This is a genomic window from Marinospirillum insulare DSM 21763 (genome assembly GCF_000686905.1).
In the GTDB taxonomy this organism is placed as follows: Bacteria; Pseudomonadota; Gammaproteobacteria; order Pseudomonadales; family Halomonadaceae; genus Marinospirillum; species Marinospirillum insulare.
In genome coordinates this window covers 74,623-100,013 of record NZ_JMLW01000008.1, presented here as the reverse complement: position 1 = coordinate 100,013, position 25,391 = coordinate 74,623, and the positions used below count along the sequence as shown (strand labels likewise).

24 protein-coding genes are annotated in these 25,391 nt (G+C 43.3%); 3 read left to right on the top strand and 21 right to left on the bottom strand.

Annotation, left to right across the window (positions count from 1 at the left end; genetic code table 11):
* Positions 1 to 41: 41 nt before the first annotated feature.
* A complete protein-coding gene (locus BP27_RS15240) occupies positions 42 to 1,256 on the bottom strand; it encodes an RNA-guided endonuclease InsQ/TnpB family protein (protein WP_051610308.1) in 1,215 nt (404 codons plus the stop codon).
* 23 nt (positions 1,257 to 1,279) lie between these two features.
* Between BP27_RS15240 and tnpA the strand changes: the two genes are divergently transcribed.
* Positions 1,280 to 1,690 carry an IS200/IS605 family transposase gene (gene tnpA / locus BP27_RS17570; protein WP_027850578.1) on the top strand — a complete coding sequence of 137 codons (411 nt, stop codon included), beginning with the start codon at positions 1,280 to 1,282 and terminating at the stop codon, positions 1,688 to 1,690.
* A 92-nt stretch (positions 1,691 to 1,782) separates the two neighbouring features.
* Here tnpA and BP27_RS0104745 read toward each other — a convergent pair whose 3' ends face one another.
* The 13 genes from BP27_RS0104745 to BP27_RS0104680 all read right to left on the bottom strand — a co-directional run bounded on the left by BP27_RS0104745 (position 1,783) and on the right by BP27_RS0104680 (position 14,144).
* A complete protein-coding gene (locus BP27_RS0104745; RefSeq protein WP_051610306.1) occupies positions 1,783 to 2,826 on the bottom strand; it encodes a nickel/cobalt transporter in 1,044 nt (347 codons plus the stop codon).
* Positions 2,823 to 3,479: a DUF1007 family protein gene (locus BP27_RS0104740; protein ID WP_027850576.1), complete on the bottom strand. Its 657-nt coding sequence runs from the start codon at positions 3,477 to 3,479 to the stop codon at positions 2,823 to 2,825. The genes BP27_RS0104745 and BP27_RS0104740 overlap by 4 nt, the downstream gene beginning before the upstream one ends.
* 35 nt (positions 3,480 to 3,514) lie before the next feature.
* Positions 3,515 to 4,510 carry a metal ABC transporter solute-binding protein, Zn/Mn family gene (locus BP27_RS0104735; RefSeq protein WP_027850575.1) on the bottom strand — a complete coding sequence of 332 codons (996 nt, stop codon included), beginning with the start codon at positions 4,508 to 4,510 and terminating at the stop codon, positions 3,515 to 3,517.
* A gap of 15 nt (positions 4,511 to 4,525) precedes the next feature.
* The gene (locus BP27_RS0104730) at positions 4,526 to 5,404 is read right to left on the bottom strand and encodes a metal ABC transporter permease (RefSeq protein ID WP_027850574.1); all 879 of its coding nucleotides are present in this window, start codon (positions 5,402 to 5,404) and stop codon (positions 4,526 to 4,528) included.
* A complete protein-coding gene (locus BP27_RS0104725) occupies positions 5,401 to 6,171 on the bottom strand; it encodes a metal ABC transporter ATP-binding protein (RefSeq protein WP_027850573.1) in 771 nt (256 codons plus the stop codon). The genes BP27_RS0104730 and BP27_RS0104725 overlap by 4 nt, the downstream gene beginning before the upstream one ends.
* Positions 6,172 to 6,374: 203 nt before the next feature.
* Positions 6,375 to 7,481, bottom strand: a complete 1,107-nt coding sequence (locus BP27_RS15235; RefSeq protein WP_084324512.1) for an AI-2E family transporter — start codon at positions 7,479 to 7,481, stop codon at positions 6,375 to 6,377.
* 20 nt (positions 7,482 to 7,501) lie between these two features.
* Positions 7,502 to 7,792 carry a hypothetical protein gene (locus BP27_RS0104710; protein ID WP_027850572.1) on the bottom strand — a complete coding sequence of 97 codons (291 nt, stop codon included), beginning with the start codon at positions 7,790 to 7,792 and terminating at the stop codon, positions 7,502 to 7,504.
* Positions 7,793 to 7,822: 30 nt separating this feature from the next.
* Positions 7,823 to 9,646 (bottom strand): Na/Pi cotransporter family protein, encoded by a 1,824-nt coding sequence (locus tag BP27_RS15230; RefSeq protein ID WP_036239394.1) that lies wholly within the window; start codon positions 9,644 to 9,646, stop codon positions 7,823 to 7,825.
* A gap of 26 nt (positions 9,647 to 9,672) precedes the next feature.
* Positions 9,673 to 10,506, bottom strand: a complete 834-nt coding sequence (locus BP27_RS0104700; protein ID WP_051610304.1) for a M23 family metallopeptidase — start codon at positions 10,504 to 10,506, stop codon at positions 9,673 to 9,675.
* 9 nt (positions 10,507 to 10,515) lie between these two features.
* Positions 10,516 to 11,892, bottom strand: a complete 1,377-nt coding sequence (xseA, locus tag BP27_RS0104695) for an exodeoxyribonuclease VII large subunit (protein WP_051610302.1) — start codon at positions 11,890 to 11,892, stop codon at positions 10,516 to 10,518.
* Positions 11,893 to 11,894: 2 nt separating this feature from the next.
* Positions 11,895 to 12,479 (bottom strand): YggT family protein, encoded by a 585-nt coding sequence (locus BP27_RS0104690; RefSeq protein WP_027850569.1) that lies wholly within the window; start codon positions 12,477 to 12,479, stop codon positions 11,895 to 11,897.
* A 66-nt stretch (positions 12,480 to 12,545) separates the two neighbouring features.
* Positions 12,546 to 13,391, bottom strand: coding sequence for a pyrroline-5-carboxylate reductase (gene proC, locus BP27_RS0104685; protein WP_027850568.1), 846 nt, complete (start codon positions 13,389 to 13,391; stop codon positions 12,546 to 12,548).
* A gap of 51 nt (positions 13,392 to 13,442) precedes the next feature.
* The gene (locus tag BP27_RS0104680) at positions 13,443 to 14,144 is read right to left on the bottom strand and encodes a YggS family pyridoxal phosphate-dependent enzyme (RefSeq protein ID WP_027850567.1); all 702 of its coding nucleotides are present in this window, start codon (positions 14,142 to 14,144) and stop codon (positions 13,443 to 13,445) included.
* 61 nt (positions 14,145 to 14,205) lie between these two features.
* Here BP27_RS0104680 and BP27_RS0104675 point away from each other — a divergent pair, with 61 nt between their 5' ends.
* Positions 14,206 to 15,240, top strand: a complete 1,035-nt coding sequence (locus BP27_RS0104675) for a type IV pilus twitching motility protein PilT (RefSeq protein WP_027850566.1) — start codon at positions 14,206 to 14,208, stop codon at positions 15,238 to 15,240.
* 3 nt (positions 15,241 to 15,243) lie between these two features.
* Positions 15,244 to 16,377 (top strand): PilT/PilU family type 4a pilus ATPase, encoded by a 1,134-nt coding sequence (locus BP27_RS0104670; protein ID WP_027850565.1) that lies wholly within the window; start codon positions 15,244 to 15,246, stop codon positions 16,375 to 16,377.
* 195 nt (positions 16,378 to 16,572) lie between these two features.
* On the opposite strand, the gene BP27_RS0104665 is transcribed toward BP27_RS0104670, so the two are convergent.
* The 7 genes from BP27_RS0104665 to mgtE are packed head-to-tail and all read right to left on the bottom strand — an operon-like array spanning position 16,573 to position 25,365.
* Positions 16,573 to 17,811 (bottom strand): heme biosynthesis HemY N-terminal domain-containing protein, encoded by a 1,239-nt coding sequence (locus BP27_RS0104665; RefSeq protein WP_027850564.1) that lies wholly within the window; start codon positions 17,809 to 17,811, stop codon positions 16,573 to 16,575.
* The gene (locus BP27_RS0104660) at positions 17,808 to 19,007 is read right to left on the bottom strand and encodes a uroporphyrinogen-III C-methyltransferase (protein ID WP_027850563.1); all 1,200 of its coding nucleotides are present in this window, start codon (positions 19,005 to 19,007) and stop codon (positions 17,808 to 17,810) included. Before BP27_RS0104660 ends, BP27_RS0104665 begins: the two co-directional genes overlap by 4 nt.
* Before the next feature lie 32 nt (positions 19,008 to 19,039).
* Positions 19,040 to 19,807: a uroporphyrinogen-III synthase gene (locus BP27_RS0104655; RefSeq protein ID WP_027850562.1), complete on the bottom strand. Its 768-nt coding sequence runs from the start codon at positions 19,805 to 19,807 to the stop codon at positions 19,040 to 19,042.
* Positions 19,808 to 19,810: 3 nt separating this feature from the next.
* Positions 19,811 to 20,743: a hydroxymethylbilane synthase gene (gene hemC / locus BP27_RS0104650; RefSeq protein WP_027850561.1), complete on the bottom strand. Its 933-nt coding sequence runs from the start codon at positions 20,741 to 20,743 to the stop codon at positions 19,811 to 19,813.
* Positions 20,744 to 20,779: 36 nt separating this feature from the next.
* Complete coding sequence (gene glmS, locus BP27_RS0104645) at positions 20,780 to 22,624, bottom strand: glutamine--fructose-6-phosphate transaminase (isomerizing) (protein ID WP_027850560.1); 1,845 nt, start codon at positions 22,622 to 22,624, stop codon at positions 20,780 to 20,782.
* 10 nt (positions 22,625 to 22,634) lie between these two features.
* Entirely contained in the window at positions 22,635 to 23,996 is a 1,362-nt protein-coding gene (glmU, locus tag BP27_RS0104640; protein WP_027850559.1) for a bifunctional UDP-N-acetylglucosamine diphosphorylase/glucosamine-1-phosphate N-acetyltransferase GlmU, read from the bottom strand.
* 25 nt (positions 23,997 to 24,021) lie between these two features.
* Positions 24,022 to 25,365 (bottom strand): magnesium transporter, encoded by a 1,344-nt coding sequence (gene mgtE / locus BP27_RS0104635; protein WP_027850558.1) that lies wholly within the window; start codon positions 25,363 to 25,365, stop codon positions 24,022 to 24,024.
* Between the last annotated feature and the right edge of the window lie 26 nt (positions 25,366 to 25,391).

Genomic DNA, 25,391 nt, shown 5'->3' with positions numbered 1-25,391 from the left:
TATTCACAGGCTCAGTATTTAAGCTAATGAAATTACCGCCACTAAGCTGTGCTTAGAAGCGGTTTCGAGGCAAATACCTCTGGGACGTGTTCCCGCCCCAAACCTAATGCCCAAGCAGCACTGTTATAAGCTGACACCACATCTGCATTTTGGTGAAAGCCACAAGCAGTGCAGGTGAAATTAGCCTGTGTTGTGCGGTTTCCTTTATGCGTATGATGACAGCGTGGGCAACGCTGCGAGGGTTTTATTTTTCTAGTTGGGGTGCTTACTAATTCGCCACCAGTTTCTTCCACTTTGTAGCGAATCATTGACATGAGCGCGGCTGGCGCTGTGTCGAGTATTTCCCGATTGAGTCCTGCTTTTTGTTTTACGTTTTTACCGTGCTGCTCACAAGTACCTGTGGCTGAACGGCTCATGTTTTTGATGCTTAGTTCTTCCATTGCTACCAGTGTATAGCGGTTAGCTATTGCACTGGTAAGTTTGTGCTGTGCGTCTTTGCGTTGATTTGCCTGTTTTCTCTTGAAGCAAGAGAGTGCTTTGCAAGCCCTCTTCCAGTTATTTGAGCCACGTTTCTTTTTAGTGATGCTTTGTTCTAAAGCGGTTTGCTGAGCTTCGCCAGTTTTGTAGTAGCGAGGATTTTTGATAGAGAAATACTCACCACCGGGTTGAGTTAACGTGATGAGCTTTTCTATACCCCAGTCGATACCGCAAGCCTTTTTCTCTATACACTCGCGGTCTGGCTCTGCTTCTACAGTCAGTGATAGCCACCAAGAGCCGTGCTTGTGCTGCACCTGAGAGGTTTTGATTTTGCCAAGGAGTCGAGACTTGCCCCGCGCCTGAATGTGACCCACGCCTTTAATAAACAAGCAGCCATGCTTACGCTCGCCATGCTGAAATTTAGTGTCCAACAGATCAAAACTGTGAAAACGGCTTAACGATTTAAAACGAGGAAATCCGGCAGTGTGGCCACGTTTAACGCGTGCAAAGAAAGCGCTAAATGCTTTATCCAAGCGCCTCAGTGTCATACGCTCTGATGTGCATGACAGCGCTTTGTACTCAGGGTGCTCTGCTCGAATCTGAGTCAGGCTGGCTTGCTGATTATTATAGGTAATAGAAATCCCGCACTTTTGATAAGCCTCTATGCGCTCTTGCAGTGCGGCATTGTAAAGTTGCTGATGTAAGCGCAATTGCCCAAGCAAGGCTTCGGCCTGCTTAGGTTTAGGGTAAAGCTTATAAGTATATTTGCGCATAATCATACTATTGACTATAATTGGTTACTATGAATAAAACAACGTTAAAACCCCTCAATCACTGTGTTTACAACATAAATTACCACTTGGTTATGGTAACTAAATATCGAAACAAGGCGATTACCCCAGCAATCCTTTCGCGCCTATCAGAACTGATAAAAGAGCGTATAGAGGCATGGGGCGGCTGCTTGTTAGAGATAAACGGGAAACCTGACCACATCCACATTCTTTTTGAGTTGCCACCAAAGCATGCTGTAGCAGATTTTGTGAATGCGCTAAAAACAGGCACAAGCCGAAGGATTAGAGCGGAGTTTGCAGAAGATCTAAAGCGACACTATAGGAAGCCAGTGTTCTGGTCGAGGTCGTACTGCATCGTAACCTGCGGCGGCGCACCGCTAGCAATGGTAAAGCAATACATCGAAAGCCAAAAAGGGGCTTGACTCCCACCAATCAAGATTGGAAGGAGAATGCGCCCTAGGTTAGTTCAACAGAAGAAATGAGCTGACAAGAAGGGTTTCACCAGCTTGATGGGTTAAAAAAGGTTTAAAGAGTCAGTGGTTGTTAAGTTACCTATTAGTAGGCTAGTTCCTAAAACTAAAATAAAAGCACCCCCAGCAATAACTAGCAGCCCACTCAGTTTGCTTAGAGCGTTGCTTTGTAGTTGCACTAAGCGCTGAGCTAGTTTGCGAGCCTCTACTGCCAAAATTGCTAAGCTGGCCACGGTTAACGATGTTCCTAATGCCATGGCTAGGGTAGCTAGCACACCCAACCACCAAAGCCCTAGCAAATTAGTTGCAACCAAGACTAGTACCGCACCGGAACAAGGTCGCAAACCTATAGATAAAACCAGGTTTAAATTTTGTAAGCGACTGCGACCGCTTAACTGTTCTGGTGTAATGTGATGTGCTTTACCACAGCTAGTGCAAGCACTTGAAGCTAAAGCACTTGAAGAAAGCTGTAAACCTAATGGGCTACTGGCTGAACTTAAAGGCGTAAATTTTAGTTTTTTTCTAGCCTGTAAAAGTTGCCGAACACCTCTAAAAATAAGCACTAAACCCAATAAAGCAACCAGTAAAAAACTAGCAGCCTCTATATAAGACACACTTGTCAGGGCCTCTTTTGCTAACCAACCTAGCCCATGCACTAAAAAACCGACTAGCGTTATGGCCGTTACCCCTTGGAGCATTGCTGCTAAAAAAGAAAGCTGGACACCTTGTCGTAGTTTTTTTGGCTGAGTTAATAAATAAGTAGTTAAAACTGCCTTACCATGCCCTGGGCCAGCCGCGTGAAATACACCGTACAAAAAACTCAGTAGTAATAACAACCCAGTGTTTTGCCAAGTTTTTTCTTCACTTAAGGCTTCGACTTTTGCAGACAGGCTTCGATGATATTCACGCTGCTTTTGCATTATCCAAAAGGTTAATTTTTGCCAAGTATTTTGGCTTTCACTTGCACTAGGGTTAGATAAGTTTTGAGTAACCGGCTCATGCTGGGAGTCGGTAGGTGGAATACCAGGTAAAGGGGAAGCAGCTAAAAAAGCACTATAAAAGACTAGGGTAATTAATAGGTATTTCATTCTAAGCAATCCAAGTTAACCCGCTCGGCAAAGTATTTTCCTAGCTGTGGGTCATCAGCCACTTGAGTTTTATCTAAAGCTAAGGCTTGTTGAATTAAATCAGGTGAGGGCGTTGCAACTTCAAGGCTTAGCTCACAAGTGGGCTTTAAGCCTGTTCTGTCTAGGCCACCCTCTTTTGCATGCAGCATTTCAATGTAGTAACTAGGATCATAAACTTGGTAGCTAAACGTGGCTTCCTTCACTAGTAAGGGTTCCACTAGGGGTAAAAAAAACCTTAGCTCAATACGCGCACCTACTTTTAATAGGGTAGATTCAGTCACCTCGGCCCACTGACTCGCCATTAACTCTGCTTTCCCTTGCGTAAAGAAGTTGACTGAATTTAAGTTTTTAACTATTTCCCAAGCAAGCTGGTCATAGCGTTCTTCTAATTCTTCAGCTGCACCACCTTTTTCAAGCTCTTCTATTAACACCAAACTATAAAAAGGATCGAAGCGCCAAGCCTGCTCTAAACCCAGTAGTTCACCCCGATCATTTATGACCGGCTTAGTGCGTAAGTCTATCCATACATGCGGGTGTGCATTGAGTTGGCCTGCTAGAGTTAGTAAAACCAAGGTGGTTAGCAGGCTTGTTTTTTGCCTTAGAAATTTAAGCAACGCTTTCTACCTCCTGACTCCTTAAACTTTGATTCTTACTCCAAAGCACTTAACAGGGTTTCTAAGTTATGTTCCATCATTTTTAAATAGCTTGCTGCGTTTCCTGAAGCATCAGACAAGGCATCTGAGTAGAGGGTGCCACCTAGCTTAATTTGAGTTTCACGTCTTAGCTGTTCAACTAAACGAGGGTTTGCCATATTTTCAATAAAAATAGCACTCACCTGCTGATCTTGAATTTGCGTTATTAGTCTTGCCATTTCAGAGGCTGAAGGCTCAGATGCAGTGCTGATGCCTTGGGGTGAAACAAAGTTTAATCCATAATCGGCAGCTAAATAACCAAAGGCAGCATGAGCAGTCATAACTGTACGCCGGTCAGCTGGTAGCTTCTCAAAACGCACTAGCATTGCCTGATGCAAGGCCTGCAAACGCTCAAGGTAAGCAGCTGCCTGAGCCTTATAATAGGCTTGATTTTTGGGATCTGCCTTAACTAAGCCATCACGAATATTGCTCACATACTGTTGTGCAGCAATCAAACTTTGCCATGCATGGGGATCATATTTTCCATGCTGATGCCTAGCTTGGTCGTGGTCGTGGTCGTGGTCGTGGTCGTGGTCGTGGTCGTGGTCGTGGTCGTGGTCGTGGTCGTGGCTAGCTTTGGATTCTTTTTGATGAAGGTCAATGCCCTGAGCAGCAATAACCCTTAATCCTTTATATCCACTTGCCGCAACTAACCTATCCATCCACCCTTCAAACTCTAAGCCATTTTCTATGACTAAATCAGCCTTAGTTAACTTACGAGAATCAGAAGGTTTAGGTTGATAGGTATGAGAGTCTTCATTAACACCCACTAGGCTTACCACCTCTGCCTTATCACCTGCTAGCTGCTGGGTCATATCTTGTAAAATACTAAAACTAGTGACTACTAACAGCTTATCTTTAGCTTGCAGATCTTTAACCTGAAGCAGGTATGCACCTAGACCAAGCAAAAGCACTAAACAAACTCTGCCCATTTTTTTGGAAATTAACGCCATTTTAACAACTCCAAATTAAGATTTAAGGTGTTTATTAGGATGCAGCCAGCGCTTTAGCAATCCATCGCGGCCTACAAAAAGTGAAAAGATATGCAAACTACCCAGCACTAAAATAATGGCTGGGCCAGTGGGTAAGTCTAAATGCCAAGACATCAACAAACCTAGCCAGCAACCAAGTAAAGCCAGGCTTAAAGCCACTAACAAAAGCTGGTCTAACTGCCTTGCCCAAAAGCGTGCCGCAGTAGCTGGTAAAATCATAATGCCTACCGCCATTAGCGTGCCTAAGGCCTGAAAACCTGCCACTAGATTAAGCACCACTAAAGCCAAGAACACCAAGTGAGTTGTTGTGCCTACTTTGCTATGACGACGTAAAAAATCAGGGTCTAGGCATTCTAAAATTAGAGGTCGCAAAAACACTGCCAACAAAATTAACGTAATCGTAGCTATGCCTGCCAAGAGTATTAAAGCTTCGTTATTGAGCGCCAGCACGCTACCAAACAAGAGGTGCAGTAAGTCGATATTGCGGCTTTGTGTAGAAACCAACAACACACCCAAAGACAAAGAAAGCAGATAGAAAACGGCTAAGTTGGCATCTTCTTTAAGCACGGTAATACGTGCAAGGCCACCCGATAATAAAGCGACTATCCAGCCAGCAATTAAGCCACCCAAGGTCATCGCTCCTAAAGACAAGCCTGCAACCATATAACCTATAGCAGCACCGGGTAAAAGAGCATGCGCAATAGCATCACCTGTTAAGCTCATACGCCTTAGCATTAAAAAAACACCCACAGGCGTAGCACTAACACTTAAGGCTATGCAACCCACTAAAGCTCTTCGCATAAAGCCAAAATCTATAAAAGGAGCTAATAAAGCCTGATAAGCCCAATCAATCATGCTTGCTCCTCTGCTTCATCAAAATCACAAATAGGTGCTAAAGGGTCAGCTAAAACCTGCACTTTTCTTGCTTTAGCTAAATTAGCAGAGGTTAGGACGCTCTCTGTTTTTCCCATGCCTAATACATCCCTTGCAAGTAACAGGCATTTAGGGAAATGATTGCGTACTTGATGCAGGTCGTGCAGAACTGCAATCAAGGTTCGGCCTTCTTTTTGCCAGTGTTTAATTAGCTTTAATAAGTCTTCTGTGGTTGCCGCATCTACCGCTGCAAAAGGTTCATCAAGTAAAATTAGCGGGGCATCTTCTAATAGTAAACGTGCAAAAAGCACCCTCTGTAACTGACCACCAGACAAAGAATCTAATGATCGTTTACCAAAGCCAGCTAAACCTACCTCATTTAGAGCCTGATCCACCGCTTGTTTATCCACTGCTCTAATAGTCGAAAAAGCACCTCGTCTTGGCCAGTGCCCTAGGCTTACAAAGTCTGCAACGCGTAAAGGAAAGTCTAAATCTAGGCGAGCTCTTTGGGGTAAGTAAGCTAGCTGAGGCCGACCTTGTGGCCAGGTGATTTTGCCACCTAGTGGACGTATTTCTTCCATTAAGCCTTTTAAAAGCGTTGATTTACCACCACCGTTTGGACCAACTACCGCAAGCAGGTCACCAGCCAAAATTTGGCCATCTAAATGGTGAACCGCTGGGTGCATTTCATAACCTAGAGTTAGGTTGTTGAACTCTATTAGAGGTTTAGCCGGGTTAACTTTCATCATAAAATTAGCTAATAGCCCAGCCAGTGAGTAACCATAAAACAGCGATAAGAGGCAGAACGACCAATAAGCGCGTTAAGCTGCCTAGCTGTAAAAGAGAAAAATTCCAGAGTTTCATACTTGCCACCAAATGTTATAACATAACAATCAAGCGGCAAAGATAGCAGAAGTTATTTTCTGCTACCAGCTTTTATTTCTAATTCCAGCTATTTTTGCTCTGCAGCTAATGCCTTACTCTCTTCTAGATCTTTACTTTCATCTTCACTGTTGCTGTCTGTTTCTGCTGCGCCATTACCTAGCATCACCGCAACCCATTGAGTCGAAGAGGATTGTTCTAAGGCTATTTTAGCAATCATGGTTAGTGGTATAGAAAGAAACATACCCGCAGCACCAAATAACCAGCCCCATAAAATAAGTGATAAGAAAACCACTAGGGGCGACAAACCCAAACCCTTACCCATAAAGCGTGGTTCAACTAAATTACCCATCACTAGATTAACAACCACATAGCCTGCAGCCACTAAACCTGCCTGTGGAAAACCCAGTTGAACAATGGCCAATAAAATAGCTGGAATGGCCGCTAAAATTGAACCCACGTTAGGTATAAAGTTCATAAGCAGAGCAATTAGCCCCCACAAAAGTGGGAAATCTAAACCTAAAGCCCAAACCCATGCGGCAATAACACTGCCAGTCACTAGGCTAACGGTTGATTTAATAACCAGGTATTTATTAACCTGCACCACAAATTGGCTAGCATTACGCAAAGACTTATCTGCATTAGGCAAGGCTTGACGTAGCTTTAAGGGAAAGGTTGCCTCTTCTAAAAGCAAAAAAACCACAATAAAAATAATTAAAAACAAGTTGGTTAATAATGACCCTAGGTTAGACAGAGCCTTAGCAACCCAATCCATCACTTGAGAAGGGTTAAAATGAGTCAATAGCTGCTTACTAGTTACCGGTGCACCAAACCGCTCTAACAAGGGTAGCAAGCCTATCATTTCGGCTTCTAAGCGCTGCTGGTAATCAGGTAGTCGAGTAATAAAGTTATCTATAGCAGTAGTGACGATCATGCCTAACAAACCACCAAACACAACTAAAAAGCTGACAATAATTAGAATTGCTAAAATAGGGGGCACTTTAAGGCGTGTTAAAAAATGCAGGGGAGGCGTACAAATAATACCAACAAAAAGAGCCAGCATTACAGGTATGACTAGGGCTTCTGCAGTTTTTAAACCAGCCAAAATAATTATGACTGCAGCTAAGCCTACTAGCCAAGCTAGTCCAGGGCTTTTTAAATCAAATGTACTGGGCATTTCTTTTCCTTGTTAACATTCTAATCGTCTACCTTATCTGTATTTTTATTAGTGACTGATTTACGCTTTAACGTAAAAACCTTCATTACACCTTTACGTCTTTGTGCATAAATAACGTCTAGTTTTAGCTTTATTGCTTCGGCATCTTCAGGGTCACTATGAGTTTTTTCTGCCAACTTAGCCCGCAGCTTTAGCTCTTTACCCTTTAGCTCTTTTAAAACCTTACGAATCGATTTAATTTCTTCCTGTTGAGTTTTGCTGTCAGCGTCTAAAAACTGACTAACTAGCTCCATAAGTTTTTTAGCTTTCATTTAAATACCCCAAAATACGCCTTTCCTTAACTAGCTTTTTAAGCTTTCAAGAGGAGAATCTACTTCTTTATTCATTAGCTGCTGAATATCTGCCTCGTCTAAATTAAAGGCTTCAGCTGTTTCATCTACTTCCCTGGTTAGCAAAGCATTGACTGCTGAAATCAGGTTGTTAGCTATACCTGTTACGTAATTCTCATCATTCATTATTGAAGTGGCAATACTGGCAGTTAAACGGCGATAACGAATCATTTCATCTAGTTCATCTGTCATAGTACGGCTAGCTTTTTGTACAGCCAATCTAAGTGAGTCCAGCGATAAAGCTGTTGTGCTTGAGGGCTCTTCTGCTAGCAAAACTTGAAGCTCTCTTAATAGCCTTGCTAAATCTAAACGTATTTGATCATACCTATCCCTTACCGCTAAGTTAGCCGATAAACCATAGCGAGACAGGTTATTGTGTAAATGTTTCATACCTTTTACAGCACTAACAATGTCGCGACTAGCTTGTCGCAAAACGTAAAGTTCCTCTGTTGCCTCACGTGTAGACTCACGCATTTGAGCTTCGCTAATAAAGGCGACTATTTCACTGTGCAGGCTTTTTATTTTTTCTTCATAAGCATCTTCCACATCTAAAGGGAAGATTCGCTTTGTTGTCTTTACCGCTGTAGATAAAGATTCTTCAGACTCTAAGGTGCTTCGCTTTAAACTTAAGCCTCTAGCAAGCAAGCCAAAAGCATTGTCAAATAAGTGCTGAACCTCTTTACGGACTGCCACAACAACTGTTGAAGGTGTTTCTAAAACTTCAGGGTAGATATAAATAGGTTGCTCAATACTTTTAGGCACAAAGCGTAGAACTTTAATTAACAAAGCTTCTACTTGACTAATAAAGGGCATAAACACCAGCGCACCTAACACTCTAAACAAAGTTTGGAAGAGTGCTAATTTCAATAAATAGTCTTCTGAACCTATGCTTAGATAACCAGACATCCAATCAACTAGCTGAATTAGCGGGTTAATTAGCAGTATCGCTAACAGGCTGGTCACTAAGCTAAACACTACCTGAGCAGCAGCCAACCTTTTACCACCTAGGTTAGCTGCAAAACCAGCTATAACTGCACTAATGGCACTGCCTAAACTAGCACCAATAGACAGTGCTAAAGCATTCTCATAACTCACCTGCCCAGCCGCCAAGGCTGCTATAACAATAAGTAACGTGGCATGACTCGACTGCATAATAAAAGTGATTAGCGTACCTATTAAGGTGAAAACTAAAACACCATAGATACCTGTCATGCTATAAGCAGAAAGATCAAAACCTAGCTGAAAAACCGTAAAGCCTTCCTTCATAAAATGAATGCCAAAAAACAAAAAGCCTACACCTAGTATTAGGTTTCCCAGACCTTTAACTCGCTTGCTTTTTTGCATTAAGAGCAGCACACCAAATACCAAAATAGGCATAGCATAACTGGCAATATCTACTTTTAAACCTAAGCCTGCTATCAACCAGGCACCCGTGCTAGTACCTATATTGGCTCCTAAAATAATGCCTATTCCTGCGGCCAGACTAATCATTTCAGAACTAACAAAAGAAATGGTAATTAATGAAACCAGCGTACTAGATTGCATTAAGGTGGTACTGGTGATGCCTAGTGTAAGGCTTTTCCATAGACGGTCTGTTGAGCGCTGCAACAAGGCTTCTAAAGCACCCCCTGCAAAGGTTTTAAAGCCATCTTCTAGACAAATCATTCCAAAAATAAAGAAAGCTACGCCTAGTGCCAGTTCCATAAACTCTGAACCCACCCAAAGCACATAGGCAAGCAACAGCATGACTAATGGCAGAGTAAACCTTCTCAACATGCTATCCACCTCTTATTAGTGGAAGATTAGTTTGCTGCTTTTTGTAAGAATAAAGAGGGGTTAACTCGTGCAGTGTTTAAGCTCATCGTCCAGTGCAAGTGAGGGCCAGTAGAGCGACCCGTTGTACCCACCTCACCTATTAACTGTCCCGCTTTAACTTCATCACCCACTTTTAAATCAGCAAAACGACTCATATGGCAATATAAGCTGGTTAGGCCTTGCCCATGATCTAGCACTAAGGTTTTACCATTAAAAAAGTAATGGTTTTGAGCAACAACACGGCCTGGTAAAGCTGCCTTGATGGGGGTTCCCTGTGGTGCAGCTATATCTAAACCCGTGTGAGGGTTTCTTGACTCACCATTAAACACTCGACGTAAACCAAAAGAGCCAGATTGCCTACCTTCTGTAGGCAGAACGATACTGGGCAAGGGTAAAACAACAGGACGAAAATTATTCATTGCACCACGGAGTTCGGGTGTTTCTCGCCTTACTCTGGCAAGGTCTTCTGCCGATAAGTTAACGTGTTTAGGTGCAACTTTAAGTTCTTGTATAGCATAGTCTTTATTTTTTACTGTAAAAGGCAAGGGTAAATCGCCGTCTCGCGTACGCCAGTAAGCTTGAGTTTTACCCAGTTTTTGATTTAAAGGTATGCCTACCCAGGCAAACCATTGCCCGTCTTTTTTGGCGGTATAAACTCGTTTTTTATTAAACACGACTTGCGGTGGTGCTTCGCTTTGCTGGGGTATTTTAATTATTGCTATGCCGCCAGGCACCCGCTCTTCTCTTGGCCAGGTTTGAGCTTGAACTACTGAGCTAGCTAACAACCACCCAAAAACAATGATCAACCTAACTAAACGCATACCAACTCCTTAGTTTTTAATGGCAGCAGGGTCTGTTTTTTCTATCCTGCACTCTAAAGCACCTTCAGCCACCCAGACGGTAATTTGCTCACCTCTACCTACTTGATTAGCCGAACTGATTAGCTGGCCTTTTTGTGTTTCAGCCAGAGCATAGCCACGAGCCAAGGTATTAAGCGGGCTTAAACTGTGCAGGCGAGCAACCATTTGCTTTAGTTTTAAATACCTAACTTCTTGTTGATTAGCTAGGCTGTTATGCAAACTTGAACTTAGCTGCTGTAACTGCTGCTGTGTTTTTTTAATACGCTGGGTTGGTCTTGCTGCAGTTAAGCGGTTTGTCAGCTGTTGCAACTGCTTTTGGGTGCGCTGCAGACGCTGCTGAGGGTGCTGTGCAGCTAAGCGCCCAGCTAAATATTGCAGCTCTTGTTTTTTTTGCTGCCAAGAGCGCAAGGGTGCTTCTGCACGCAAAGATAAATGATCTAAACGTTGTTGATGCCTAGGCAAACAACTATTAACAGCCAAGTTTAAGCGCTGTTTTAATCCTGCCAATTGCTCTAAAAGGCTTACGACATCTGGGCTAGCTGCTTCTGCAGCAACAGAGGGCGTAGCAGCACGCTGGTCGGCAACAAAATCTACCAGTGTAAAATCAGTTTCATGGCCTACACCAGTAATAATTGGCATAGCAGACGCTGCCACCATGCGTGCCAGGGTTTCATCGTTAAAGGCTTGTAAGTCTTCTAGGCTACCACCACCCCTGGTTAAGAGTAATACCTCTGGCTGCCCGTGGTATTGCGCTAAAGCTAGAGCTCTTCTTAAGCTAGCGGGTGCTTCTGCACCCTGTACTTGAGCGGGATAGACTAAAACTTTTGCTAAAGGCCAACGACGCTTTAATACTTGCAAAACATCCTGTAAAGCTGCCCCTTGTAAAGAAGAAATAACTCCCAGCGTTAAAGGCATTTTTGGTAGGGCGCGTTTACGCTCTACTGCAAACAAACCTTCAGCTGCTAACTTTTGTTTTAAAGCCTCTAAACGCGCCAGCAAATCACCTTCACCACTAAAGCGTAAGGCATCAGCAAGCAACTGATACTGGCCACGTCCTTCATAAAGACTAAGGTTACCCTTTAATAGAAGGCGGTCACCATTCACAGGACGACGTGCAGCTAAACCATTTCGTCCTGCAAACATCACACAAGGCAACTGTGCTTGCTGGTCTTTTAAAATAAAATACCAATGCCCTGCGCTAGAAGCAGTAAAGTTAGACACCTCGCCTTCAACCCATACCTGCGCCAAACCTTTTTCTAACAGCTGCTTTGCACGCCTGTTTAGTTGGCTAACAGTTAAGCTTGCCTGCAAACTTTGTTGAGCGGATTGAAAATGGCTCGTTGTCATAGCTAAAAACCAATAAACCTTGCAACAGGTAAACCAGCTAACTGTGCCAGGGTGCCTACTAGTAGGCTAGAAAGTAGGTTAATACCTAAAAACACAAAAATAGGCGATAGATCTAAGCCACCTAAACTAGGAATAATTCTTCTAACCGGAGCCATAACAGGTTCTGTTAACTGATAGACCAAAACTGCACCAGGGTGACTGGCTTGAGGAGCAACCCAGCTAAGTACAATAGAAATGATCAACATAAAGAAATAGAGATCTAAAATTGTTTTTACAACGCCAGCAAAACCACCAATTAGAAGATTCGTTATACCTGCACTAGCACCAACCAAATACAAGGCAATGAAGATACCCAGAGTTTTAAGTGCGATAGCAATTAACAAACTAGAGAAATCTAAACGGCCTTGAGGCTTAATAATTGCTTGTAAGGGCAATACAATAGGGTTGGTTGCCTTTACTACCCCCTGAGTAATCGGGTTAAAGTAATCAGCTTTACTCAGATGCAGTAAAAACCTTAGTACCACAACAAAGGTTGCCATGCTGAATAACAGCTGAATAAAAGAAGCCAAACCTGCACCCATTCCCATATTAATACTCCGCTAACTTAGCTTAATTACAAAGTTTTATATCATTCTACTTTAAGCACCTAGTAACTAGCAGTCTTTTAGTTCTTCTGCTAGCTCTACGGCTCGGCTCGCTGCAGCCTGTGCAGCTAGTTCAACTAGTTCAGGCAAACCCTTTTCTATCAAGGTATGTATAGCCTGCTCTGTTGTTCCACCAGGTGAAGTCACTTTACGTCTTAGCTCTGCTGGCTCATCTTGTGACTCTAGCAGCATTTTACCTGCACCTGCGGCTGTTGCTTTAGCTAAATTTAAGGCTAACTCTGGGCTTAAGCCTAACTTTTCACCCGCAGCAGCTAAGGCTTCGGTGAATAAAAAATAATAGGCTGGTCCAGAGCCTGATACCGCTGTGACTGCATCTAACTGCTGTTCTTTTTCTACCCAGTAAGCCTGACCAACGGCTTGTGTAATTTGTTCTACCCAAGCTCGCTGCTGCTGACTCACCTCTGGTGTAGCATAAAGCCCTGCAACACCTGCACCTAAAAGCGAAGGCGTATTTGGCATAGAGCGTACCAAAGGCAGCTTGCCGCCTAACCAGCTCAACAAGGTGTCACTTGTTATACCTGCCGCAATACTCAGTAGCAAAGGTTTTGTAGTTTGCACTGTTTGAGTTAAATCTAGACAAACAGCCTGCATGACTTGGGGCTTAACACCTAAAACAACCAGATCTGCCCAGGCTGTTGCTTGTTGGTTATCAGTAGTAGTGCCTACACCTGTTTCTTTAGCTAGCAACTCTAAGCCAGCTAAATCTCGACCCGTAGCCATTAAGGAGCTAGCGGGATAACCTTGTTTTACTAGGCCGCGTAAAATAGCGCCACCCATATTGCCAGCGCCTATAAAAGCGATGTTAGGCTGGGTTTTAGTCGTTGGTTCTGTCATCTTCGTTCCTTTTACTTACTTTACCTGTTTAGCTCTAGTCAGGCTTCACACTTAAGTTTTACGCGCACCAAAAATTGCAGTTCCTATCCTTACCAGCGTACTACCTTCTGCAATGGCTGCATCTAAATCACTACTCATGCCCATAGATAAGGTGGATAAATTCAAGCCTGGTAAAGCTTGATTAAGTTCTGTCTGCAAACTTGCTAGTTGAGCAAAAGCTTGGCGTTGCTCAGTCATATCTTCTGTTGCTTTAGGTATGCACATTAAACCGCATAGCTCTAAACGGGGAAGCTTAACTAGTTGCTTAGCAAAAGCTATAACTTCAGTAGCTAATACCCCAGCCTTACTTGCTTCATTACTTACATTCACTTGAATAAGCACCTTCAGTTTTGGCAAGCTTTCTGGCCGCTGATTATTAAGGCGTTGAGCAATTTTTTGCCTATCCAAAGTATGTAGCCAAGCAAAATTCTCTGCTATTTCTCGAGTTTTATTGGACTGAACCGCACCAATAAAGTGCCACTCTAGTTCTGGTAAATCAGCCAAAGCCTGTTGTTTTTGCAAAGCTTCTTGCAAGTAGTTTTCTCCAAAAGCTAGCTGACCGGTTGAAGCAGCACTCCTAATTGCTTCTACTGGTTGGGTTTTGCTCACTGCTAAAATTTTGACTTGTGAGGGGTTACGGCCAAACTTATAACAGGCTTGCTCTACCTGTTGGCGAACCTTTGCGATATGCTCAGTAATTACAGATTGCAACATTAGGTTATTCTTTGTTGGGTTCAATTTGGGCTCTGACAAGTGCACGCATCAGAGGTTATGCATGGATATTACAGAACTACTTGCCTTTTGCGCAAAACAGAAGGCTTCCGATTTGCACCTTTCTGCAGATCTACCACCCATGATTCGGGTTGATGGCGATATACGTCGGGTTAATGTTCCAGCCATGAGCCATAAGGAAGTTCATGCGCTAGTTTACGACATAATGAATGACAAGCAGCGGCGTGACTATGAAGAGTTTTTAGAAGTTGACTTTTCTTTTGAATTACCCGGCTTAGCACGCTTTAGGGTTAATGCTTTTAATCATAACCGAGGGGCTGGCGCTGTTTTCCGGTTAATTCCATCACAAGTACTGACGCTCGATGAGCTAGGTATGGGTGATGTTTTTCGTAACCTAGCTATGTTACAGCGTGGCTTAGTGCTGGTGACTGGCCCAACAGGTTCGGGTAAGTCAACCACCCTTGCCGCTATGATAGATTACGTGAATGAACGAAAAAATGCCCACATCCTCACTATAGAAGATCCTATAGAGTTTGTGCATGAGTCTAAAAAGTGCCTAGTCAACCAGCGAGAAGTACACCGTGACACCTTAGGTTTTTCAGAAGCTTTGCGTTCTGCCTTGCGTGAAGACCCAGATGTTATTCTTGTGGGCGAGCTGCGCGACCTAGAAACCATTCGCCTTGCCTTAACAGCTGCAGAAACCGGCCACACCGTCTTTGGCACACTGCATACCACGGGTGCCGCTAAAACCATCGACCGTATAGTGGATGTTTTTCCTGCTGAAGAAAAGTCTATGGTGCGCTCTATGCTGTCTGAATCTTTGCAGGGTGTTGTTTCACAAATGCTGCTAAAAAAAGAAGGCGGTGGCCGTATTGCCGCTCACGAAATAATGATTGGCACACCTGCTATTCGTAACTTAATTAGAGAAGATAAAATTGCTCAAATGTATTCAGCCATTCAAACGGGCTCGGTACACGGCATGCAAACCATGGATCAGTCACTTAAGCAGCTAGTAGCTAAAGGGCTAATAACAAAAGAAGCTGCGCGTGAAAAAGCCAAACAACCAGAAAGCTTTTAATTTATGAAATTTACTGACTTTTTAAAAACCATGGCAGAGCGTAAAGGCTCTGACTTATTTATTACCACCGGCATGGCACCTTCAATGAAAGTTGATGGGCAGCTAGAAGCTTTGACAGATCAGAAGCTTTCACCAGACCAAGCGCGCGAGCTAGTTCTTGGAATAATGAATCAGGAACAGCGTGATGACTTTCGTGCCAATAAAGAGTGTAACTTTGCCATTAGTGCTGCTGGCATAGGCCGTTTTAGAGTAAGTGCTTTTTATCAGCGTAACCAAGTAGGCATGGTTTTACGTCGTATTGAGTTTAATATTCCTCAGTTAGATACATTAAATCTACCTGAGAAAGTTAAAGACCTCGCCATGACCAAGCGTGGGCTTATTCTTTTTGTTGGTGCAACGGGTACTGGTAAATCCACTTCTTTAGCTTCAATGATTCAATACCGTAATGAAAACTCACGTGGGCATATTATTAGTATTGAAGACCCCATTGAGTTTATTCACCAACACAAACAAAGCATTGTTACTCAACGGGAAGTTGGCATAGACACCGAAAGCTTTGAAGTAGCCCTTAAAAATACGCTACGCCAAGCACCTGACGTTATTATGATTGGTGAAGTGCGTAATCGTGAAACGATGGAATATGCACTAGCTTTTGCTGAAACTGGTCACCTTTGTTTAGCTACACTTCATGCTAATAATGCCGACCAAGCACTAGAAAGGGTCATTCACTTTTTTCCTACCGAGCGCCACCCGCAAATTTTTATGGATTTATCACTTAACCTAAGGGGCATTATTGCTCAACAGCTAGTACCTACGCCTGATGGCAAGGGGCGACGAGCAGCTATAGAGATATTGCTTAACACCCCCTTAGTTTCTGACATTATTCGTAAAGGTGAGGTTCATCAGCTTAAAAGCTTAATGAAAAAGTCTCGTGACCTAGGTATGCAAACCTTTGATCAAGCTTTATTTGATCTTTTTAATGAAGGTTTAGTTAGTGAGCAGGAAGCCTTACTACATGCTGATTCGCCTAATGACTTACGCCTTATGATTAAACTAGGTAGTGACAGTGCGGGTGATTCTTCTGGAACCAATGTTTTTGAGCAAGCCGCCAGTAAATTTACTTTGCAAGATGATTAACTAGGCAAAAAAAAGCCACCCCGGGGGAGGGGTGGCAAAGACTCGCTTGATGATGAGGAGAACCTGAAAAGAGCGGGAACCTACCGCACAGCTATAAGCTTAAATTCTATTCAGGCAAAGAGATCTCGCGACCTGTTAAACAATGATAATCAGTCTCATTACTATTGGCAAGTCTTTTTTGAGAATAATTCGTATTTATTTCTTTAGGGGTAGTGGTAAGGCTGGCAACTGTCTCTGTAAGCCTTGTAAAGCAAGCTTTTGGTAGAATTGTCCTTGCACTTCTTCACCCAAAGAAAAGTAAAGCTGTGACATTTCTGCACAAAGCTGATCCTTAACTTCTAGCTGATAACTGGCTTGATAATACTCTAGCGCCTTTCCCCACAAGGCTTGCTGTTGACTTATTCTAGCCAAGGCATGCAAAAGCACAGAGTCATTTGGTCGCTCTTTTAGCCACTGCTCAGCCTCTAATAAGCGTCGCTTAGGCTCTGCCTCTTTGGGTAGCAGGCCATACTGCTCAACTAGCTTAGCCGACCAAGCACCTTTTAAACTTTGGTTTAATAATTGTTCAGCTAAACCAAATTCCTTTTGTTTAACCAGCACTTTTAGCCAAGCAAGCACCAAGTCATCTTCTAACTTCATTTTTGCAGGTAGGCCATCCCATAAGTTCTTAACAGCTATAAAGTTGTCTGAAAGGCGTACATCTTTTAGTAGCTCATCTAGCCTACGCAAATAAATTTGCCTTTCTAGCTGATTTATTTCTTCTTGTGAGCCTATTTGGTGGCGGCGTAGGTCGGGTAAAAGTTGAATTAATGGCTTCCAATCAGCCAAGGCAAGGTGTACATCTCGCAGTTGACGTAATACCACTGGGTGACAAGGTACTTTCTCATGTAAGCGTACTAGGGTGGCTAGGGCTTGCTCATAATGCCCTTGGTCTAACTGGATTCGTGCTTGTAAAAAATCCACCGCTATACCCGCTGAAGGTGTTGAGCTTTCAGCTTGTTTTAAAAAGGCTTCAACATCAGCATTTCTACCTTCATAGTGCGCAGCCTGAGCAGCTGCTAGGTAGTTAATTAAAGGAGCACCACTATCTTTAGCAGACTTAGATAAGAGTTTTCTTGCTCGGCGCCAGCGCCCTTGAGCCAACTCCACTAAACCCTTAACTGTTAGTTTAAGCGCTCGCTGATTTTTAAAACGTAGGTGATGGTTTTTTAGGCCACGCAAAGGATGAGCCAACCAACCTAAAAAATGTAATAACCAAGCAGCAACCCACCAACTACTAACCAATAGAACTAGGGCTGTCCAAAAAGACATTTCTATACTGGTTTGTCCATCTGGTAATACCAGTAAAAGATAACCTGTACCTTTGAGTAGCTGCTGTCCAACTAACACCGCAGCTGCAAGAAAAAACAGCCATATAAATACGCGCTTTATCATGGCTGCACCTCTTTCTCAGTTTCTTCACTAGAGGATTCTTCGGGTAGCAGAGGTAGTTTTAAGCTATAGCGTTGTGCAATAAATGCTTGCAAGCTATCTAGACTGGTTTCTGTTTCGGGTAGTTTTTGGGTTACTTTTTGCGCGACTAAGGCTTGAAGCTGAGTGTTAAAAGCCTTTGCTGCTGGCTGGCTAGCATCAAACCCTTTAAAACGCTTAACCGCCGCCGAAATACTAGCGTCATAGAGTTGTTGCTCTCCTCTTAAAGCTGCCCAAGACGCTTGCAGCAAAAGCGCACTTAACTGATGACGTAGCTCTAACTCATCGGCTGTAAAGGGCAAAGCTTCTAGTGGTAGTTCACGTTTACGCACTACCACTAAGTTTTTAATTTCTTGCCATAAATGTTGATACCAACGAGCTTCATCTGCAACTTGTTTGGCTTTAGCTAAACTAAGTGAAGGGGCCTCTGCAAGAGGCTGAACTTCTAGACTTAGAGCATGGTCCGCAAGTTTTTGCAGGCTTAGTGCCATAGACACTTTATCGAGCTTAGGTATGCCTTGAAGTTCTTCTATGTCTTCTAGCAGATCACTACGTACACCTAAGGTACCTGGTACTTCGGCTTGCTTTAGGCGTTGCTCAGCGGTTGTCATTAGCGTTAAAGCACCCTCAACGTCTTCTTCTAGCTTTAGGCGCTGGTTAGCTAAACGCAGTAGGTACTCTACTTCTGCTAACAACCAATCTCGGGGCTTAGGCTCACTTGATTTAGCCAAAGACTGTTGTATATCAGCCAAGTGACCTTCTTGGTTTTCAAAACTTCTTTGTAAGTAAACTTGGCGTTCTTGTAGATCGTTAATGGATGCCAAACCTTGTAAGGGTTTTTGCAAAGCTTGTTTGGTGGGGCGATCGGCTAGCTGCTGCTCTAATTGAATGAGTTGCTGGTAACCAAACCAGCCCAATGCTGCCGTTGCTGCAAAAGCGACCAATACCAATAAAAACAATACAAATAAAACTAACCAAAGCTTGGTGTTTCTGGTCTTTTTTGTATTTGAGCTAGCAGGTGAACTAGGTGCTGAATTAGATTTTTTTTGGTTAGTAGCTGTTGAGTTACTAGCGGGTTTTTGTTTTGTTTTCTCAGCTTCACTGGCAGCTTTTTCTATTGGCTGCTTTTTATTTTCATCTTCTGTTTGCTTCGCTGACATAACCTATCCCCTTAAATGCCTAGCACTCTGGTTTATAAAGCTAACGCTTTTATTGCGGCTAAAATAGCTTCTGATCCTGCACCGTCTGTATTAGTAACCCTGTTAAAGCCTAAGGCTCTGGCCTGTTGCTCTACTCGGTAACTCGGTACTAATACCCAACAACGATTTTGCTGTAGATTTAGTTTATCAGGCTCTAAAAACTCAGCTTTTAAAAAAGCTAAATATTGCATTAAAGCATCACCACTGGTTACTACTAGAGCTTGGTGGTTTCCAGTTAGCAACTGCTCTATTTGCTGTGGGTTGAGTTTTGGCTTAACCCTTTCATAAAGGTATAAAACACTAACTTGAGCATCCCTGGCGGTTAAAGTTTCAGCTAGCAAGTCTCGACCGCCCAAACCTTTCACTAGCAGAACTTTCTCTCCTGCTAACGCTTGTAACTCTGGGTGGAGCAAAAGGTCTTCACTTTTATCGCCTTTAGCTGGACACTCAGCTTCAATACCGGCTTTATGCAATCTCAGCTTAGTACCTTGACCCACAGTGTACCAGTTCACACCTATGGGCCATTGTGGCCAATAGTCTTCAAGTGTTTCTAACAAAACATCAGCAGCACTAGGGCTAATAACCACGACACGGTGGAATTGGTCTAAATCTAATAACCATTGTTTTTGTGCTGGCTGTAATGTCAGTGGCTTTATTGCTAGTAGAGGCACATTACTGACTTGATAACCCGCCGCCTGCAAGGGCAAAACTACCCGCTCTGCCATAGCCTCAGGGCGGGTAGTTAATATTTTAATGGGCAAAGTTTAATCTACCTTAAAACCATAAACTTTAGATAAAATTTCACCTGCACCTTGAGCTAAAAGGTCTTCAGCAACTTTCACTCCCAAAGCAACAGGATCGCTGGCTGGGCCTCTAGCTTCAGCACGTAAAATTAGCGTGCCTTCTGGCTCACCCACTAGCGCGCGTAGCCACAACTGATCACCTTCCAAAATAGCATAGCCACCAATCGGTACCTGACAACCGCCCTGCAAACGAGTATTCATGGCTCGTTCTGCTAATACGCAGCTCGCTGAAAGCTCATCATTTAAGGGTGCAACCAAAGCAGCACAGCGCTCATCATCTTCTCGCAGCTCAATACCTAAAGCACCTTGCCCACAGGCGGGTAAAGAAATTTCTGCTGGAATATCTAAGCGCACTCGCTCACCTAAACCCATGCGCTGCAAACCAGAAGTGGCTAATAAAATCGCATCGTAATCACCCGCATCTAGCTTGCTCATACGGGTTTGAATATTGCCACGTAGCCACTCCACTTTTAAATCGGGACGATTAGCCAAGATTTGACAACTACGGCGTAGACTTGAAGTGCCCACAATACTGCCTGCTGGCATGTCATCAAAAGAGTTATAGTTATTCGATACAAAAGCATCAGTTGGCGCATGTCGCTCAAGAATGGGTCCTAGCATTAAACCTTCTGGAAATTCCATAGGTACATCTTTCATGGAGTGAACGGCTATATCTGCTTCACCATTTAACATGCAGGCTTCTAACTCTTTAACAAACAAACCTTTGCCACCAATTTTTGACAAGGGCGTGTTCAAAATAATATCGCCTTGCGTTTTAATGGGAACTAACACCACCTCTAAGTTAGGGTGTAAAGCTTCTAAACGAGCTTTAACGTGTTCTGCCTGCCAAAGGGCTAGTGGACTACGACGCGTGGCAATTTTTAACTGAGACACAGTAACTCCAAATTTAAACTAGGTAATTATTAGTGTTTATTCAACTGTAACTGATTTAGCTAGATTACGCGGTTGATCAACATCGGTGCCTTTTAATACAGCTACATGGTAAGCCAGCAGCTGTAGTGGCAGGGTATAAATAATGGGTGCTAATACATCATGTATGGCTGGTAAGTGGATAACTTTCATGCCATCTTCTGGCTCTAAAAAGCTGTCTGGATCTGCAAAAACAAACAGCTCGCCACCACGTGCTCGCACTTCTTGTAAATTTGATTTTAATTTATCCACTAGGTCGTCTTTAGGTGCTACAGCAATAACTGGCATAGTGTCATCGACTAGAGCTAGAGGACCATGCTTTAACTCACCCGCTGGATAAGCCTCAGCATGAATATAAGAAATTTCTTTAAGCTTTAAAGCACCTTCCATTGCTATAGGGTAGTGGCTGCCACGACCTAGAAATAAAGCATGGTTTTTCTCGGCAAAGTCTTGTGCCATCACTTCTATTTGGGTATCTAGTTTTAGTGTTGCCTCAGCAATACGTGGCAAAGACCTTAGCGCTTCAACTAGCTCGGCTTCTACTACATCTTTAGCTTGAGGATCTGGCAAGTGAGCACGGCGTAAAGACAAAGTTAGTAACAACAGAGCGGTTAGCTGGGTAGTAAAAGCTTTGGTTGAAGCGACACCTATTTCAGGCCCAGCTTGAGTTATTAGGCTTAAATCAGACTCTCGAACTAAAGAGGAGCCAGGTGCATTGCAAATAGCCAAAGAGCCTAAATAACCAGCATTTTTAGCAAAGCGTAATGCAGCAAGGGTGTCAGCCGTTTCGCCCGACTGGGAAAGGGTTACAAACAAACAGTTTTCGGCAACCACCACCTTTCGGTAACGGTATTCACTGGCTACTTCTACTTGGCAGGGTAAACCTGCTAAACGCTCTATCCAGTAACGTGCCACCATGCCAGCATGATAACTAGTTCCGCAGGCAATAATTTGTATTTGCTTAACCTTAGGTAATAGCTCCATTGCTGCTGCACCTAAAGCATGAGGCAACACTCGGTTATCTGCTAACCGTCCTTCTAGGGTAGCCGCTATAACGGATGGCTGTTCATAAGTTTCTTTCAGCATAAAGTGGCGGTATTCACCCTTTTCTGCTGCCTGATTACCATGCTCCCACTGTAAAATAGGGCGCTTGATCTGTTCACCTTGCTGGTTAACAATGCGTTGTTCATTCAACGTCAGGGTTGCTAAATCACCTTCTTCTAGGTAAATAAAGCGATCGGTGACTTGCAGCAAAGCCAGCGGATCTGAAGCACAAAAAGTTTCACCTAGGCCAACGCCTATAACTAAAGGGCTGCCCTTACGTGCGCAAACCAGTTCATTAGGGTGTTGTTGATGAATAACTGCCAGAGCATAAGCGCCTTCGAGCTGTGCTAGTGTTTTCTTAACCGCTTCGGTCAAGTCTTGGGTTTGCTGATAAGTTTGGTGGACTAGGTGCGCAATAACTTCTGTATCTGTTTCTGAAGTAAATAGATAACCAGCGGCTTGTAACTGGTTTTTTAGGGCTTCATGATTTTCGATAATACCATTATGAACTAAAGCAATTTCATCACTAGAAAGGTGGGGGTGAGCATTGCTTTCACTAGGTTTCCCATGGGTAGCCCAACGAGTATGAGCTACACCTAAATGACCTAACAAGGGTTTTTCTAATAGTTTTCTTTCAACTTCAGCGACCTTACCTTGGGCACGGCAGCGTTCTAGTTGTTGACCGGTGTTGATAATGGCTAGCCCAGCCGAATCATAGCCCCGATACTCTAGCCGCTTTAAACCTTCTAATAAAATAGCACTAACGTTACGCTCAGCCACTGCACCAACAATACCGCACATATTTGTTTTCCTATTTTTTTACCGGCTTTGGCCAGTTAGCTTTTTGTAACTGCTTGGCACGAGTAACTGCTAGTGCATGATCATCAACATTACGAGTAATGGTTGAGCCAGCACCTACGGTAGCACCTGCACCCACTTCTACTGGAGCAACTAGGCTGCTATTAGAGCCAATAAATGCACCTGAACCTATTTTGGTAGAATGCTTATTCACACCATCATAGTTACAAGTAATCGTACCTGCTCCTATATTGGCATTGGCTCCAACTTCTGCGTCACCTATATAACTTAGGTGGTTAATTTTAGCGCCGTTAGCTACATAAGTTTTTTTGGTTTCAACAAAATTACCAATTTTGGCACCGGCTTCTAAGTGCGTTCCTGGACGTAAGCGTGCAAAAGGCCCTACTTGGTTATCACCATCTAGGGTTACATCTTCTAAGTGGGTAAAGGCTGCTAACTTAACCCCTGGCCCTAAACGGGCATTTTTTAAGACACAATAAGGGCCTATTTCCACCCCTTCAGCTAGCTCAACTTGACCTTCAAAAACGCAACCCACATCGATAAAAACATCTCGGGCAGTACTTAATTCACCACGCACATCTATGCGTGCCGGGTCGGCTAGGCTTACCCCGGCAGTCATTAAATTATCGGCTTGCTCTAACTGATACACCCTTTCTAACTCTGCCAACTGCAAGCGATTATTAACGCCTTCAACCTCTGCTATTGAACTTGGTTGCACCGTTTCTATTAAAGTACCTTCTTGGTAAGCCATAGCAATAATATCGGTTAAATAGTACTCACCCTGTGCATTAGCATTAGAAAGCTTAGGCAGCCAACGGTTAAGCTGTTGACTGGTGACAGCTAAAATACCCGTGTTTATTTCTTGTACAGCTAACTCTTGTTCATTCGCATCTTTTTGCTCAACAATTGCCGCTACTTTTTGTTGCTCATCACGAATAATGCGTCCATAACCACTGGGGTTATCTAGCTTAACCGTTAACAAGCCTAGGCTGGTTTCTGTGGCATGAGTAAGTAGTTTTTCTAGGGTAGCGGCTTTAATTAACGGTACATCACCATAAAGAATCAGCACTTGGCTATTTTCGCTTAATTTAGGCAGAGCCTGTGTAACGGCATGGCCTGTTCCTAACTGTTCTAGTTGCTCAACAAAAGCTACGTCATCTGCTGCCAATGCATCACGGACTTTATCGGCACCATGCCCTACCACTAGGTAAATACTGCTGGCCTTTAAACTACGAACACTAGTAACTACATGGCTAACCATAGGTTTGCCAGCAATAGGATGTAACACTTTAGGCAAGGAAGAGCGCATTCTTGTTCCTTGCCCTGCAGCTAGAATTACGACTTCAAGCGACATAACAACTCCACAAATTTGATTATCATTAAAATGCCAATATAGAGGTGGCTATAGCAAAATAAATAAGCACCCCAATAATATCTGCAATAGAGGTAACTAAAGGTCCACTCGCTGTGGCTGGATCCCAACCTACTTTAAGTAATAAAAAGGGTAGAGTTAAGCCAATTAAACTGCCCACCAAAACTATAGCTAACATGCTATAAGCCACTACTTGAGCTATTTCTATACCACCTCGCCAAAAACCTATTCCAATAATAGCAACTGCCATAGTTAAGCCTAAAAATGAGGCGACTATTAGCTCGCGGATAAAAAGTCGCCCCCAGTTTTTTATAGCTATATCACCGGTGGCTAAACCTCGAATCATTAAAGTGGATGCTTGCGAACCTGCGTTGCCGCCACTAGCAACCAGTAGCGGTAAAAAGAAAACCAGTACTACATAGGCTTCGATCATTTCTTCATAAAAAGCTATACCAGCACCAGACAAAATATTGGCAAAAACTAATAGTACTAACCAATTCACTCGACGCGTGTAAAGGCTACGTATACTTGCCTGTCCGAAACCTTCATTTGAAGGGCCTATAGATGCACCCCTGTGCATATCTTCAGTGGCTTCAGCTTCTGCAACATCCATAGCATCATCGTAGGTTACTATACCTACCAAACATTGGTTATCATCAACCACTGGTAGAGCTAATAAATCATAACGACTAATCAGCCTTGCTGCTTCTTCTCGAGTTTCATTTGCGTGAATACTAACCAGCTCTTTAGTCATTTCTTTGTCTATCAGAGCTTCTGGCTTGGCGAGTATTAACTGGCGTAAAGAAAGCACTCCTACCAGTTGTTTTTTTTCATTTAAGATAAATATTTGATAGATAGTTTCAGCATTAGGAGCGGTATGCCTCACTACTTCTAGAGCTTGAGCAACATCTGTACCTGCCATTAAAGTGACATAGTCACTCGACATCACTGAACCCGTTGTACCTTCTTCATAACTAGCCAAACGGCGTATATCTTCACGCTCTTCTTTTGCTAGTCGCCTAAGAATACTCTGGCGTTTAATTTCTGATAAGCCATTAAACAAGTCTGCTCGTTCATCTGAGTTCATATGAACAAAAAGCTGAGACAGACCTTTTTCTGTCATTTCTTCAGCTAGCGCACACTGGCTTGCCACACCTAAATACCCAAAAACATCAGCTCGTGCCTCTAGGGGTAGATAGGTTAAAATTTTAAGACCCAGCTCAGGTAGTTGGTTGCGAACAAACTCTGCTAAATCTGCTGGCTGAATATCTATGACCAGCTGTTCAAGTACCAGCGTGTCATCTTCTGCCATGGCTTTATGTAAACTAGCGACTTGCTCGACACTAATCATGCTTTTTTCCTAAACTCAATCATTAA

What these genes read in the sequence shown, in the direction of transcription:
- glmS (WP_027850560.1), bottom strand. Translation starts at nt 22,624, where the DNA reads ATGTGCGGTATTGTTGGTGCAGTGGCTGAGCGTAACGTTAGTGCTATT.
- BP27_RS0104700 (WP_051610304.1), bottom strand. Translation starts at nt 10,506, where the DNA reads ATGCGTTTAGTTAGGTTGATCATTGTTTTTGGGTGGTTGTTAGCTAGC.
- BP27_RS15235 (WP_084324512.1), bottom strand. Translation starts at nt 7,481, where the DNA reads ATGCCCAGTACATTTGATTTAAAAAGCCCTGGACTAGCTTGGCTAGTA.
- BP27_RS0104675 (WP_027850566.1), top strand. Translation starts at nt 14,206, where the DNA reads ATGGATATTACAGAACTACTTGCCTTTTGCGCAAAACAGAAGGCTTCC.
- proC (WP_027850568.1), bottom strand. Translation starts at nt 13,391, where the DNA reads ATGACAGAACCAACGACTAAAACCCAGCCTAACATCGCTTTTATAGGC.
- BP27_RS0104730 (WP_027850574.1), bottom strand. Translation starts at nt 5,404, where the DNA reads ATGATTGATTGGGCTTATCAGGCTTTATTAGCTCCTTTTATAGATTTT.
- BP27_RS0104735 (WP_027850575.1), bottom strand. Translation starts at nt 4,510, where the DNA reads ATGGCGTTAATTTCCAAAAAAATGGGCAGAGTTTGTTTAGTGCTTTTG.
- BP27_RS0104690 (WP_027850569.1), bottom strand. Translation starts at nt 12,479, where the DNA reads ATGGGAATGGGTGCAGGTTTGGCTTCTTTTATTCAGCTGTTATTCAGC.
- BP27_RS15240 (WP_051610308.1), bottom strand. Translation starts at nt 1,256, where the DNA reads ATGATTATGCGCAAATATACTTATAAGCTTTACCCTAAACCTAAGCAG.
- mgtE (WP_027850558.1), bottom strand. Translation starts at nt 25,365, where the DNA reads ATGATTAGTGTCGAGCAAGTCGCTAGTTTACATAAAGCCATGGCAGAA.
- BP27_RS0104725 (WP_027850573.1), bottom strand. Translation starts at nt 6,171, where the DNA reads ATGATGAAAGTTAACCCGGCTAAACCTCTAATAGAGTTCAACAACCTA.
- tnpA (WP_027850578.1), top strand. Translation starts at nt 1,280, where the DNA reads ATGAATAAAACAACGTTAAAACCCCTCAATCACTGTGTTTACAACATA.
- BP27_RS0104665 (WP_027850564.1), bottom strand. Translation starts at nt 17,811, where the DNA reads ATGATAAAGCGCGTATTTATATGGCTGTTTTTTCTTGCAGCTGCGGTG.
- BP27_RS0104680 (WP_027850567.1), bottom strand. Translation starts at nt 14,144, where the DNA reads ATGTTGCAATCTGTAATTACTGAGCATATCGCAAAGGTTCGCCAACAG.
- glmU (WP_027850559.1), bottom strand. Translation starts at nt 23,996, where the DNA reads ATGTCGCTTGAAGTCGTAATTCTAGCTGCAGGGCAAGGAACAAGAATG.
- BP27_RS0104745 (WP_051610306.1), bottom strand. Translation starts at nt 2,826, where the DNA reads ATGAAATACCTATTAATTACCCTAGTCTTTTATAGTGCTTTTTTAGCT.
- BP27_RS0104660 (WP_027850563.1), bottom strand. Translation starts at nt 19,007, where the DNA reads ATGTCAGCGAAGCAAACAGAAGATGAAAATAAAAAGCAGCCAATAGAA.
- BP27_RS0104710 (WP_027850572.1), bottom strand. Translation starts at nt 7,792, where the DNA reads ATGAAAGCTAAAAAACTTATGGAGCTAGTTAGTCAGTTTTTAGACGCT.
- BP27_RS15230 (WP_036239394.1), bottom strand. Translation starts at nt 9,646, where the DNA reads ATGTTGAGAAGGTTTACTCTGCCATTAGTCATGCTGTTGCTTGCCTAT.
- xseA (WP_051610302.1), bottom strand. Translation starts at nt 11,892, where the DNA reads ATGACAACGAGCCATTTTCAATCCGCTCAACAAAGTTTGCAGGCAAGC.
- BP27_RS0104670 (WP_027850565.1), top strand. Translation starts at nt 15,244, where the DNA reads ATGAAATTTACTGACTTTTTAAAAACCATGGCAGAGCGTAAAGGCTCT.